Below are 13,426 nucleotides of genomic sequence, written 5' to 3'. Positions count from 1 at the left end.
ATCTCGGCGCCAACACCGATGCGAGGTGCCGGAGCGACGGGAGAAACGGACGAGAGGAATGCATCGCTTCTGCCTGAAGCGGCCGGTATGCCGGATGATCCTGCCGGAAACCCGCGGCGCAAGATGGGCGAAACCACGCTCGATCCGGCGCTGGCCGAGCGTCTGAAGCCGCTTCCCTTGCCGATGGTGCTCAAAGCCTGCCCGCAGATCGTCGATTACGGGCCGGACGGCGATATCCGCAGTTGGCGCGATCTCCTGGCGGCCGCTGTCGTCACCCGCTCCATGCTGGGCGTCAGCCCCTCGGCCTATCAGAGCGCCTGCGAGGTGCTGGGAGCCGAAAACGCCGCCATCGTCATGGCCTGCATCCTGGAACGGGCAGGGCAGATCAATTCGGCGGGCGGATATCTCAGGGATCTGACGCGAAAGGCCGAACGCGGCGAGTTCTCGCTTGCCCCCATGGTCATGGCCCTCATGCGGCAGAACGGCGGATTTGAGCGAAAAACCGGGTGAGGGGAGGGCACGCGATTTCCCTCATGAAGACCGGTGGCGTCCCACGGTTCCTAAGCTGCATGGATCTGAATGAAGAGCTTTTGCGATCTCTCGCTGGCACCGAGATCTTTGCAGGGGGCAGGGAAGCGTGGTATGGTGAAAGGGCTAATCAGGGATGTTTTTGGCGCTCCGCGCGCCATGAGATTTATCCGGCTTTCAGAAGACGGCAGTCTGTGGCCCGAACCCGTCAAATTTTATCGGTCATTAGACTGTGCGCATCCGCTGTGCGGTTAAGGGCACTTAATCGCACCATACCGCGCAGTGACGCGGCATGATCCCTCTATCTGAGGCAGGGTCTCGACACGAAATCGAGTGTCTGGCGGTCCCTGAACGGGGCTGGTGTCAGGCCATCACCAGATGCCCCGGTGAGACCGTCCGGTAGCTGCGCATGGCGACGATCTCGTCAACCGAGCGAATGGGGCTCTTCAGCTCATCAACGACCATGTTGCGCTTCTGCCGGCGACGAGAAGGGTCCGGGACGGGAACGGCCGCCAGCAGCTTCTTCGTATAATCGTGCTGAGGATTGTTGAAGACCGCGGCGCGCGGTCCGATCTCGACGATTTCACCGAGATACATGACGGCGACGCGGTGGCTTGCCCGCTCGACCACCGACATGTCGTGGCTGACGAAGAGGAAGGCGAGATTGAGGCTTTCCTGCAGGTCGAGCATCAGGTTGATAACCTGCGCCTTGATCGACACGTCGAGCGCAGACACGCTTTCATCGGCGACGATGACGCGCGGGCGAAGTGCAAGCGCGCGCGCAATGCAGATGCGCTGCCGCTGGCCGCCCGAAAACTCGTGTGGAAAGCGCTTGGCCATGTCGGCATGGAGCCCCACCTTGTGAAGAAGGTCGGCCACCACATCGCGCGCCTCACGGGCACTGCCCATGCGGTGTTCCAGATAGGGTTCGGCAATGGCCTGGCCGATCGTCATGCGCGGGTTGAGGCTTGCAAACGGATCCTGGAAAATCATCTGCACCGATTTGCGCATCTCGCGGATCTCGCGCCCGCCAAGCGTCAGCATGTCGCGGTCACCCACCAGAACTGAACCGGCGTCCGGTTCGATCAGCCGCATGATGGCGCGTCCGGTGGTGGATTTGCCGCAGCCGGATTCGCCGACCAGCGACAGCGTTTCCCCGGCCATCAGGTCGAAGGAGACATTTTCCACCGCATGCACGCGCCCGACCAGCCGGCCGAGCGGTCCGGCGTGAATGTCGAAGCGCTTGGCCAACCCCTTCACGCTCAAGACCGGACGCGTCGGATCAACCGTATCTGCCACTTCGCGGGCTTCATCTGCCACGCCGGTTGCCGGATCGACGACGGGAAAGCGCAAGGGTCGGGCGTGACCCTGCATGGACCCCAGCACCGGAACGGCTGCGAGAAGGGCGCGTGTGTAAGGATGCCGGCCCCGGTAGAAGATATCGGCCGTCTCGCCCGTCTCCACCTGTTCGCCACGATACATCACCACCGTGCGGTCGGCAATTTCCGCCACGACGCCCATGTCGTGCGTGATGAAGAGGACGGACATGCCGTCTTCCTCCTGCAATTCCTTCAGGAGATCGAGGATCTGCCCCTGGATGGTAACGTCGAGCGCCGTTGTCGGTTCGTCGGCAATCAGAAGCTTGGGGCGCGAGGCAAGCGCCATCGCGATCATCACCCGCTGGCGCATGCCGCCCGAAAACCGGTGCGGATATTCGTCAAAGCGGGAAGCGGCAGAGGGGATGCGGACCTTTTCGAGAAGCCGGATGGTTTCGGCCCGCGCCTCCTTCGCCGACAGGTTGCCATGGCACAGAAGCGCTTCAGAAATCTGGTCGCCGATGGTAAAGAGCGGGTTGAGCGAGGTCATCGGCTCCTGAAAGATCATCGCGATCTCGTTGCCGCGCACCTTGCGCATCTCATGCTCGGGAAGGGACAGAAGGTCGCGCCCGGCAAGCCGGACGCGACCTTCGATACGGCTGCTTGAGGGGTCAAGGAGCCGCATGACGGAGAGAGAGGTGACGCTCTTGCCGGAGCCGCTCTCGCCGACGATCGCCAGCGTTTCGCCGGCCGCCACTTCGAACGAGACGTCGCGGACGACGGGACGCCAGGCCCCGTCGACCACGAAGGAGGTGGTGAGGTTTTCCACCGACAGGACAGGTCCCTGTCCTTTGGCTGCATGGGTCGTGTCTCTCATCATCTATCGTCCTTCTGCCTTCCATGGTGGCCTGATTGCGAAACGGCGTCAGTCGGGCCAGCGCAGCATGCCGTCGAAGCGATGGCGGCTGAGGTTTTCGATGGGCGTTGCGATGATTTCGTTGGAGGCCCGCGCCTTGTCGAGTTCGGCGCCGAGGCGTTCGGCAACGACGACTTCCTCGCCCGGATGCAGGTTGCAGGGATCGAGATAGAAGTAGTGATGCTCGACCTCATGATCGCGCACGATGACCGGCGGGCTGCCGGCGCGAAGGGCGGCGGCAAGATCCCAGGCGGTGATATGGGCCTCGCGCGGATCGATGATCACCCGCATGCGCTCCAGCGGATTGTCGGTCGGATCCGGTTCGATGAGCGAGGTGACGCCGGCGCGCCCCTTCAGCGCTTCATTCCACAGTGCAAGATAACCGGCTTCGCGCGCCCGCACCGCCTCGTGGTCGCGCGTCTCCCAGGCTTCCAGCGCCGCCATCACGCCAAAAATGCTTTCCTTGCCCACCTTCATGCCACGGCCGATGCCCATGTTCTGCAGGAAGGCACTGCGCACCAGATCCTTGCGACCGGCCACGATCCCGCTGGTCGGGCCACCGAGGAACTTGTGGCCGGAGTAAAGCGCAATATCCGCGCCCGCTTCGAGGAACTTCCGCAGATCATATTCGGATGCGGCGTCGACGATGACAGGCACGCCCCTGGCATGGGCGATCTCGACGAATTCGCTCAGATGCAGCATCCCATACTGAACGACATGGTGGGAGACCACATAGACGGCGGCAGCCGTGCGCTCGTTGATGGCATTCTCCATATGATAGCGGTGCGTCGACGTCGCCTGGCCGATCATCACCGTCTTGCCGCCGGCGATCCGGATCGACTGGTCGACCGGCGCGCCGTAGCTCACCACATGGCCCATCTGCACCAGGACCTCGTTCTTTGAAGGCGCGCCATCGGGTAGCTGCTCGATGGCGAGCAGGTCCGGCCCGGTGATGGCACCGGCGACCGCAAGGCTGATGCCGGCCGCGCAGGAGGCGGTGACGAAGCCCGCCTCGCCGCCGGTCAACCGGGCAATCACGGCACTTGCCTTGCGCTGGAGATCATTCACCTCGACAAAGTGCGGCAGGATCTCCGTCATGGCAGCGACTGCCTCGGGCACCACGATGGAGGCACCAAGGCTCGTCATCGTGCCGGACACGTTGATCACAGGCCGAAGGCCAAGCCGGGGGCGAAGGTCGTTTGTCATGGTCTCTGTTCTCCTCGTCGTTCGGCAGGCTGGTCGCTATCGACAGCTATGCCATAATAATATAATAGCCTCCCGAAGTTCTCCGAGGAGCATCGTCGTGTCATCTCAAGCGTCCCGCCCCGTGTCCGTTACAGACAGCGCCTTGTCGGAAGAGGGGGAAAAGACCGCCCGTCGCAGCCGCGTCAGCGGCATCGACCGGGCGCTGCAGGTCATCGACCATCTGTACGAGACCGGGGCGCCGGCCGGTGCCTATGCCATTGCCAAGGCGATCGGCGCGCCCTTGTCCACGGTCTACGTGATCATCGAGGATCTGGTCGAAAAGCAGATGCTGACCCGCAACGCAGACAACACGATCTGGCTCGGGCCAAGGCTCTATCATTATGGCCTTGCCTATGCGCGGTCGCTGGACTTCATGAGCGTCGCCACGCAGGAAATGCACGACCTCTGCCGGCAGGTGGGCGAGACCGTGCAACTGTGCGGGCGCGATGGCGACCACATGCTGGTGCTGGCGATGGCGGATGGTCCTAGCCACTTTCAGTTTGCCTCGCGCGTGGGAACGCGGGTTCCGCTGAACTGGACGGCTTCGGGGCGCCTGCTCGTCGGCCATCTCGCGCCAGAGGAGCGGCGAGACCTGTTCCGCCGCTGCGCCCGCATCTCTCCGACCGGCCGGGCGGAGGTCGATGCGGCCACGCTGTGCGATGCGGCGGGCCAGGCCTTCGCGCAGCGGTTGTCCGTGCAGGTGGCCGAATCCGACTATGCCGTCGCCTGTATCGCGGCTCCCATCGTCAACGATGCCGGCAGCTGCGTTGCGACGATTTCCATCGTGCTTCCCGAGCAGAAGGTCATCGGCAAGGACAATCCGTATGCCGGAAGCGTCATGGCGTCTGCGGCAAAAATCGAAAAGATGATGGGCTGGCGCAATCACTGACACGGGCGCTAATCCTTGAGCGCCACGATGGCTTCGATTTCCACCGTGATGTTACCGGGCAGCGATCCGAAGCCGACGGCCGAGCGGGCATGACGGCCCGCCGTGCCAAAGACATCGAGGAACAGGTCCGAGCAGCCATTGATGACCTTCGGGTGATCGAGGAAATCCGGCATGGCGTTGACCATGCCCAGAAGCTTGACCACCTGCTTGACGCGGGAGAGATCTCCCAGCGCATCCTGCATCACGGCGATGAGGTTGATGCCGACGAGGCGGGCGTGACGATAGGCCTCCTCGACGCTGACATCGGCGCCGACCTTGCCGGCGTGCAGGTGGCCATTTTCCTCGAGCGGCCCTTGGCCGGACAGGTAGAGCATACGGCCTTCCACCACATGCGTGACGAAATTGGCGATCGGCGGCGGCGGTGGCGGCAGCGTGATCCCGAGACGGGACAGCCGGTCATAGGCTGTCTCGTTCGGTTCGGCCGTGGAAATGCGGGGATGGGTCAAAGCAACTCCTTGAGGCGGGTGCACGCACTTAGCGCCACGAATAACCATGGCTGTGGCGAACCAGCTTGCGGGCGCGCGGAATATAGCGCGAGGCGGTGACGGCTTCGGCGCCGATGACGGCGTAACGCGGCTCGAACAGGCGCGTGAGGCGCGAGACGTCGCCATTGCTGTCGGTGGCTTCGAGATCGGCATCGATGAGATCGAAGATGGTGAAGTCGGCGCGCGCGCCAACGCTCAACCGGTCTTCCATCGACAGCTTGATGACCGAGGCCGGCGCATGGGTGACCGCCTCCACGACCTTCTCGAACGGCATGCCGACGCTCAAAAGCTTCGACATGGTTGTGGCGAGATCCCAGACCGGGAAGTTCATCGAGTGGCCATGCAGGTCCGTGGAGATCGAGAAGGGCAGGAGGCCGCGCGCAATTGCCGCCTCGGCCACCTTGAAGGAGAAGGAGGCGCCGCCATGGCCGATATCGAGGCGGATGCCTTCGGAGGCGCAGCGATCGGCGAGATTGAACAGGTCCTCATCTTCCATGATCGATGAGCCGGCCTTGCCGTTGAAGCAATGCGTGACGACATCGCCGGGACCCAGGATTTCCAGCACTTCGTCATAGAGCGCCGGCGGTTCGCCGACATGCACCATCATCGGGATCTTCAGGATTTTCGCGATCTTCTTGCCGAGCTTCACCGGGGTCACGCCCCAGGAGCCGGTGATCACATGGCTGGCCCTGACCTTCAGGCCGACGATATGCTCGCTGTTTTGCGCATAGCATTCCAGGATGCGGTCGAGATCGATGTCCTTGATGTCGCGCAGTTCCGGAACGCGGTTGCACGCAACAAGCCCGATGGAACCGAGGTTCAGGAAGGCCTTGATGCGCTCGCGCGAGGGCTCGATGATATATTCGCGAAATCCGTGGAAATTGGCTTCCCCGGCCGACCCGGCATCGACCAGCGTGGTCACACCGCGTTCCGCCCCGCATTCGCTGGGGCGAATAGAGATGTCGGTTCCACCGTGCCAGATATGGACGTGCAGATCGATCCAGCCGGGCGAGACATAGGCGCCGGCACCATCGATGACCGTTGCGTCGGATGGGCCGGGCAGGCTGTCGCCGATGGCCGCGATGTGGCCGTTAGCTCCGACCAGGATGTCGGTTGCCTTGGCCGCATGGGGGGAGGCGAAGGCCATCGGCCTGACGTTCTTGAGGAGAAGCGGCTTGTTTGCCGTGGTTGCGACCATGTCAGAGGTCCTTTCGAAGACGGGGATCGAGCATGTCCCTCAACCCATCGCCCACCATCTGGAGGGAGAGGACCGAGAGAACGATGGCAAATCCGGGGAAATAGGTCATCCAGTCCGCCTGGCCGACATATTGGCGGCCGGCGGCAATCATCGTGCCCCAGGTGGGAATTTCAGGGCTCACGCCGAGCCCGAGGAAGGAGAGGCCGGCTTCCGCCAGCATGGCGCTGGCAAACAGGAAAGTACCCTGGACGAGAATGGGCGAGGCAAGGTTGCGCAGCACATGGCGTGTCATGATGTGCCAGGTGGAAATGCCGAGCGCCTGTGCCGCCTCGACATAAGGCAGTTCCCGGATCACCAGCGTCGAGGCGCGCACGATGCGGGCAAGCCGCGGTGCGTAGACGACGGAGAGGGCCACAATCACGGTGGCAAGCGAGGGGCCGAGCGCTGCGACCAGCGCAATCGCCAGCAGGATATCGGGAAAGGCCATCATGGCGTCGATCAAACGCGCGATCGGCGTATCCAGGCGCTTGAAGAAGCCGGCGAGTAGCCCGAGCGCCACGCCAATCACCGCCGACAGGCCCACGACCGAGGCCCCGACGAACAGCGACAGGCGCCCCGCATAGATGGTGCGGGAAAAGATATCGCGTCCGAACTCGTCGGTACCAAACCAGAAGAGGCCGCTCGGCGGCTTCAATCGATTGGCGATCGAAAGCTTCGAGGGTGAGTAGGGGGCAATCCATGGCGCAAGGACGGCAAGGATGACAAAGATCGAAAGAACGATCAGGCCGGCCGCGACCGTCTTGCGCTTGAGGAAGCGGCGCAGGAAGAGGCTTCGGGGGCCGGCTGTGCGGGTGAGTTCGGCCATTAGTATCGCACCCTCGGGTCAATCAGCAGGTAGAGCATGTCGATCAGGAAATTGATGAGGACGTAGAGGCCGGCAATCACCAGCAGGGCGCCTTGGATGACCGGGTAATCACGTCTCAGAACCGCCGACACGACGAGGCTTCCGACGCCGGGCAGGCCGAAGACCGTTTCCGTGACCACGGCGCCGGAAATCAGCACGGCCGCCGTCAGGCCAAGCACGGTCAGGATCGGAATGAGGGCATTCTTCAGCGCATGCTTGAGCACGACCCGTCGTTCCACCAGCCCCTTGGCACGAGCGGTGCGGATATAATCGTCGCTGAACACATCGAGCATCGAGGCGCGGGTAAAGCGCATGATCAGCGCGGAAGAGACGAGCCCCAGCGCCACCGCCGGCAATGTCAGGTGATACATCCGGTCGAGAAAGCTGGCGTTCGGGCCGCCATAGCCGGAGACCGGAAACAGGCCCAGCCGGACAGAAAAGATCTGCATGAGGATGAGGCCCAGCCAGAAGCTTGGGATGCTGGCGGCCAGCATGGCAATCGTCGTCGAGGCCTGATCGATGATAGAGCCCCGGCGATAGGCGGCATAGATGCCGATGGGCAGCGCAATCCCCGAGGCGATGACAAGAGAGAAGACGGTGAGGAAAAAGGTCGGTTCGGCCCGCTCCGTCAGCGCCCGGCCGACGGGAACGTTGAGAAAGATCGACTGGCCGAGGTCGCCCTTCAGCAACTGCCCGATATAGAAGACATATTGAATGAGGATCGACTGATCGATGCCAAGGCGCGTGCGAAGGGAGGCAATGTCTGCGGGCGTTGCATCCGGGCCGAGCATCACGGCGGCCGGGTCACCCGGCGTGACACGCACGATGATGAACACGATGGTCACTACCAGAAACATGACGACGACCATGCCGGCCAGACGTTTCAGGATATAGCTTATCATGCGGCTTGGCTCCGATGCCACGCGCGGAAAGACAAACGGGATGCAGGTGTAAGCGCCCGCATCCCGCGGATAAAGGTTACTTCTTGACGGATGCGTTCCAGAAGTACGGCCACGGAGCCGGCTCCACGCCTTCGAGCGTGTTCGACACGGCGGCCACGGCATTGAAATTGCCGATCTTCAGAAGTGGCAGCTCGTCATACATGGTCTTCTGCACCGTCTGCCACAGACCCACGCGCTTGTCCGGATCGGCCTCGGATGTGAAGGCATCGACGGCTGCCTTGCGCGCCGGCGTATCCCACCAGCCCGGCGAACTTGTCGACAGCGCGCCCATCAGCGCGGGTTCGGGCAGGAAGGGGCTATGGGAGATGTAGATGTCCCACAGTTTTGGATCGGCGCGGCGCTGCGTCAGCGTTGCCCAGTCGACCACCTGGAGTTCGACGGTGAAGCCGGCAAGCTTCAGATATTCCGCGGCAACCTGCGCCATCTTGTAGTGGAACTCGTACTGGCGGCTGGTCAGGATGCGCAGCGGCTTGCCGTCATAGCCGGCAGCCTTCAGATCCGCCGCAGCGCCTTCGGGATCGCCGAGATTGTAATTGCCTTCGGTACCGATCTCGGTGTGCCAGGCGTAAGGCTTGGGATAAAATGCGCCGTCGGCCTCATAGAAATCCTTGGAGCCAAAGGCCGCCGCCAGCATGTCCTCGGTGTTCAAGGCCTTCTCCACCGCCTTGCGCACGGCAAGATTGGAGGACAGACCCTCCTTCGTGTTGAAGACGAAGACCGGAAAGCCGAAGGGTTTCAGCATCAGGGGCTTGGAGGCGCTGGAGGATTTGACCCGGTCATAGGCCTCGACCGGAATCGAATCCACATAGGCATACTGACCGGAAATGGCGGCCTCGACGCGGGTGTTCGGATCAGGAACGGGAACGAAGCGGATCTCGTCGAGATACTGATGGCGCGCGCCGCCATAACCATCCGCCTCGCCGGAGCGGGACTTGTAGCCATCAAAGCGCACCAGCTGGATATACTGGTCCGGCTTGCGCTCCTTGAGCATATAGGGGCCGGTTCCGATGACAGCGTTCAACGTGTCCGCCTGATTTTCCGCAGGCAGAATGACGGCGGCCGAGTTGTTGAAGGCCAGAAGCGACAGAAGCGGCGCATAGGGCTGCTTGAGGGTGATGGTGACCGTGAGCGGATCGGTCGCGGTCACCTTGTCGATGAAGGGCGCTGCCTGCTTGCCGCGCGAGGCGAGTTTCATCCAGCGACCGAGGGAAGCCACGACATCATCCGCAGTCATGTCGGATCCGTCATGAAATTTGATGCTGCTGCGCAGCTTGATCACATAGCTCTTTCCGTCGGCGCTCATCTCGGGAAGGCTTTCGGCCAAAAGCGGCGTCACCTTCCAGCTCTTGTCGAAGGTGTAGAGCGTCTCGAAAATATGCTGGGTGACGATGCCGACGAGGTCGGCCGTGGAGGCCATGGGGTCGAGCGTCGGCGGCTCGCCGATGGTCGCGACATTGACCACGCCACCGCGCTCTGCGGCAAAGGCAAGCCCTGATGCGGAGATGAGGACGGTGGCGGCGAGGAAGGCAAGTTTCAGGCGCATGGCGGACGTCTCCCGGTTTCAGATGTTCCACAATTATGAATTATAGTTTCTAACTATAGAGTACCTGGCGAGTTGGTCCTGTCAATCCTCCTCTTTCGTGACACGGGTGAATTCGGCCGGACGCCGACCGGAACCTGGGCCTGCAGGTTTCACAAATGGTAAGACGCGCCGAACAGAGCGGCAGCGCTCGACCGCTTGTCTGCCGACGGTTGGGCGCCGGGGCATGCCTTATCAGGCCCGCAAAGCCTGACGAAGACACAAAGGAAAAGCTGGCGATTTCAGGGAAGGGGCGCGTTTGCCGGGATTACAGCGTCTGCAGCAGGCGGGTCAGCCAGTCGACGAAAACCCTCAGCTTGTTACTCATGTGGCGCGTCTGCGGATAGACGATGTATAGCGGCAGTATTTCGCAATCCCAGTCGGTCAGAACCGGCACGAGTTGGCCCTTTTCCAGCGCCTCCTTGACGAGGAAGGGCGTTGACTGGGCAATGCCGAGGCCTGCGATGGCCGCACCGACATAGCTGCGGCTATCACTGACGGAGAGGATATAGCGCGGCGTGGTTTCAATCAGTTCGTCGCCTTTGCTGAAATCGATCCCCATAACGCGGCTGGTCTGGGCATTGAGGTAGCCGACGCAGAAATGGCTGGTTTCGAGATCCCTTGGATGCGTTGGCGTCCCGTGACGCTCGAGATAGATCGGCGAGGCATAGCTGAATAGCTTGATCTGCCCGACTTTCCGGGCGATCAAAGACTGGTCGGTCGGCGTGCCGGCCCGCAGGGCGCAATCGACGTTTTCCGCAATGTAATCGACCAGCCGGTCTCCCACACCGATATCCAGCTGAATCTGCGGATACTGTTTGACGAAGTCGCAGAGCGCCGGGATGACTAGGCAATCGGCAAAGGCGCCGGCCATTTCCACGCGCAGGCGCCCGGACGGCTGGGTGTTCGAATTGGAGAGACTTGAGTCCAGCTCTTCGAGTTCCGAGACGATTTGCAGGGCACGCTCATAGTAGAGGGCGCCATCGGTCGTCAGAGCCACCCGGCGGGTGGTGCGGTTGAGGAGCTTGGTGCGCAAATGCGTCTCGAGCGCCTGCACCTGGTTGGTAACGCTGGTCTTCGGCATGTCGAGAGCGGCGGCCGCCCGGGTAAAATTTCCGGTTTCGACCACGCGCAGGAAAACACGCATCGCAGAAAGCTGGTCCATCGGCGCCTCCTTGGAAGCAGTGCGGTATTATCCGCTAAATTGGAATAGTGTTGCCCATGGAAGCATGCTTGTGCGGCAAACAGAAGACAATAATATCAGAACCAACATAAACAGGAAAGCGGGCTTGCGTAGCGATGCCGTGGACGGATCTGGAGATAGGCCACGGACAAGGGCAGCTGCCGGTACGCATCTATTCGTCCGGTCTCGTCCAGAAGGTAAAGCCTCTGGTTCTTTACCTCGCGGGACGGGCGTTTGGCCAGGCGGCGCCTGCCGAAGCTGAACAACCGGCCGCACGGGCGCTGGCCGACAGCGGTGCGGTGGTTGTCGAAGTTGCCTATGCATACGATCGGCCGGCGATATTTCCGCAGGCGATCGAGCGGGGGCTGCAGGTGTTGCAGCGCCTCTCGCTTCGAAAGAAGGAGTTTGCAGGCGCCCGCTCGAAGCTCTTCGTCGCCGGCGACGAGGCGGGTGGAAATATCGCGGCGGGTATTGCGTTGAAGGCGCGCGACTACATGCCCGGCAGTCTGTCCGGCCAGGTGCTGTTGTCGCCGCTGATCGATCCGGAAATGGCTTCGGCCTCCATCCGGCGCGCCGATGAGATCGGCATGCGACAGCGTTGGACGCAGGGCTGGAGCCAGTATCTGCAGCAGGCCTGCGGCTATGGGCATCCCTATGCCGCACCCTGTCTGTGCTCGCGCCTGTCCGGTGTTGCGCCGGCGCTGGTGATGAGTGCCGAAGACGATCCCTTGCGGGATGAAATTTTGGCCTATGCCCGCAGGCTTGGCGATGGAGGCGTGTTTGTGCGCCAGCACATCCTGGCCGCGGGACAGGGATGGACCGGCATTTACACCGGGCAGGATGGCCGCTGGCGCCAGGAGATAACCGAGGCATTCGCAGCATTTGCTGCGGAACTCACATGATTACAATGCAGGAATTATTCGGTCTGGCGCGCCGCTAGCGCCTATCCAGGAGACACATCATGACATCGATACTGAAGAACCGGGCCCTGTGGGTCGCCGGCATGAGCCTCGTCGTGCCCGCTGTCGTGGCCGTTACGCAGGGTAACCTTCTGCAGTTGACCCGCGCCGAGGCGACCGAACAGGCAAGCGCGCCGCCGGCCGTTCCGGTCACCGTCGAAACCGTGCAGCCGCGCACCGTCGCCATCTGGCAGGAATTTTCCGGCCGGCTGGAATCGGTGGAGCGGGTGCAGCTGCGCTCGCGTGTCGCTGGCGCGATCCAGTCGGTGCATTTTCGCGAAGGCGGGCTCGTCAAGGCCGGCGATCTCCTGGTGACCATCGATCCGGCGCCGTTTGAAGCCGTGCGTGCCCAGGCGGAAGGACAGGTGGCTTCTGCCCGGGCAAGGCTCGATCTCGCCGTGGCGGAACTCGACCGGGGCAAGGCGCTGTCGGCCTCCAACACGATTTCCAAGAGCGACTATGCGCAGCGCCTGAGCACCCATGCGCAGGCAATCGCCGATCTGCAATCGGCACAGGCGCAGCTGGCTTCGGCCCAGATCGATCTCGACCACACGAAGATCCGCGCTCCGATTTCCGGACGCGCCGGCCGGCTTGAACTGACGGTCGGCAACCTGGTCGCCGCGGGCTCAGGCTCGCCGGTGCTCACCACCATCGTCTCGGTCGATCCGATCTATGCGAGCTTCAATGTCGGCGAGGAGATGATTGGCCGCACCCTGGCGGCTCTGCCGGTGGTGAACGGCGTGCCCTCGCTCGACGAGGTCCCGGTGGAGATCCGCACCGCGCAGGCGCCGGACGCACCCCTTCGCGGCAAGCTGCAGTTGATCGACAACGAGGTGGATCAGGCAAGCGGCACGGTGCGGGTGCGGGCTGTCTTCGATAACCGCGATGGGCGCCTGTTGCCGGGCCAGTTCGTGCGCATTCGCCTCGGCGAACCGAAGAGCGAGCCAAGACTTGCCGTCAGCGAGCTTGCCATCGGCACGGATCAGGACAAGAAATTCGTCTTCCTGGTCGATCAGGCCAATGTCGCGACGTACCGCGAGGTGAAGCTCGGTGTCGGCGTGGATGGCGGGCGTCTTGTCGAAGCGGGGCTTTCGCCGGGCGATCGCATCGTGGTGAGCGGCCTGCAGCGCCTGCGTCCGGGCGCCCATGTCGCCCCGCAGGAAAAGGCCCAGCTCGCCAAGCAATAAGAGCGTTCCATCATT

At 62.6% G+C, this 13,426-nt stretch carries 12 protein-coding genes; 4 read left to right on the top strand and 8 right to left on the bottom strand.

All coding sequences use genetic code 11. From position 1 onward, the window contains the following. The coding region (gene repC, locus J2858_RS19690; protein WP_245366737.1) for a plasmid replication protein RepC at positions 1-510 on the top strand (510 nt) is incomplete at its 5' end. Between the two features lie 381 nt (positions 511-891). On the opposite strand, the gene J2858_RS19685 is transcribed toward repC, so the two are convergent. Together J2858_RS19685 and J2858_RS19680 are read right to left on the bottom strand one after the other, a co-directional pair. Continuing rightward, a complete protein-coding gene (locus J2858_RS19685; protein WP_210106549.1) occupies positions 892-2,724 on the bottom strand; it encodes an ABC transporter ATP-binding protein in 1,833 nt (610 codons plus the stop codon). Between the two features lie 45 nt (positions 2,725-2,769). Continuing rightward, positions 2,770-3,966, bottom strand: a complete 1,197-nt coding sequence (locus J2858_RS19680; protein WP_210106548.1) for an aminotransferase class V-fold PLP-dependent enzyme — start codon at positions 3,964-3,966, stop codon at positions 2,770-2,772. A 121-nt stretch (positions 3,967-4,087) separates the two neighbouring features. On the opposite strand from J2858_RS19680, the gene J2858_RS19675 reads away from it, so the two are divergent. Beyond that, a complete protein-coding gene (locus J2858_RS19675) occupies positions 4,088-4,894 on the top strand; it encodes an IclR family transcriptional regulator (RefSeq protein WP_348635511.1) in 807 nt (268 codons plus the stop codon). Between the two features lie 8 nt (positions 4,895-4,902). On the opposite strand, the gene J2858_RS19670 is transcribed toward J2858_RS19675, so the two are convergent. From J2858_RS19670 to J2858_RS19645, 6 genes are all read right to left on the bottom strand, one after another. Next, on the bottom strand, positions 4,903-5,400 hold the full coding sequence (locus J2858_RS19670; RefSeq protein ID WP_245366736.1) for a RidA family protein: 498 nt from the start codon (positions 5,398-5,400) through the stop codon (positions 4,903-4,905). Positions 5,401-5,428: 28 nt separating this feature from the next. Then, positions 5,429-6,637, bottom strand: coding sequence for an amidohydrolase/deacetylase family metallohydrolase (locus tag J2858_RS19665; RefSeq protein WP_210106545.1), 1,209 nt, complete (start codon positions 6,635-6,637; stop codon positions 5,429-5,431). A gap of 1 nt (position 6,638) precedes the next feature. Then, on the bottom strand, positions 6,639-7,502 hold the full coding sequence (locus J2858_RS19660; protein WP_210106544.1) for an ABC transporter permease: 864 nt from the start codon (positions 7,500-7,502) through the stop codon (positions 6,639-6,641). Then, on the bottom strand, positions 7,502-8,443 hold the full coding sequence (locus J2858_RS19655; RefSeq protein ID WP_210106543.1) for an ABC transporter permease: 942 nt from the start codon (positions 8,441-8,443) through the stop codon (positions 7,502-7,504). The genes J2858_RS19660 and J2858_RS19655 overlap by 1 nt, the downstream gene beginning before the upstream one ends. A 76-nt stretch (positions 8,444-8,519) precedes the next feature. After that, positions 8,520-10,046, bottom strand: a complete 1,527-nt coding sequence (locus J2858_RS19650) for an ABC transporter substrate-binding protein (RefSeq protein WP_210106542.1) — start codon at positions 10,044-10,046, stop codon at positions 8,520-8,522. 304 nt (positions 10,047-10,350) lie between these two features. Then, positions 10,351-11,247: a LysR family transcriptional regulator gene (locus tag J2858_RS19645; protein WP_210106541.1), complete on the bottom strand. Its 897-nt coding sequence runs from the start codon at positions 11,245-11,247 to the stop codon at positions 10,351-10,353. A 134-nt stretch (positions 11,248-11,381) separates the two neighbouring features. On the opposite strand from J2858_RS19645, the gene J2858_RS19640 reads away from it, so the two are divergent. Together J2858_RS19640 and J2858_RS19635 are read left to right on the top strand one after the other, a co-directional pair. Beyond that, entirely contained in the window at positions 11,382-12,167 is a 786-nt protein-coding gene (locus J2858_RS19640; protein WP_210106540.1) for an alpha/beta hydrolase fold domain-containing protein, read from the top strand. Positions 12,168-12,226: 59 nt separating this feature from the next. Continuing rightward, positions 12,227-13,411, top strand: coding sequence for an efflux RND transporter periplasmic adaptor subunit (locus tag J2858_RS19635; protein WP_210106539.1), 1,185 nt, complete (start codon positions 12,227-12,229; stop codon positions 13,409-13,411). The last annotated feature ends 15 nt before the right edge of the window (positions 13,412-13,426 follow it).

The sequence above is a fragment of the Neorhizobium galegae genome, assembly GCF_017877135.1.
In the GTDB taxonomy this organism is placed as follows: domain Bacteria; phylum Pseudomonadota; class Alphaproteobacteria; order Rhizobiales; family Rhizobiaceae; genus Neorhizobium; species Neorhizobium galegae_A.
Note: the sequence above shows the minus strand (reverse complement) of the source record. Positions and strands in the feature narration are given on the sequence as shown.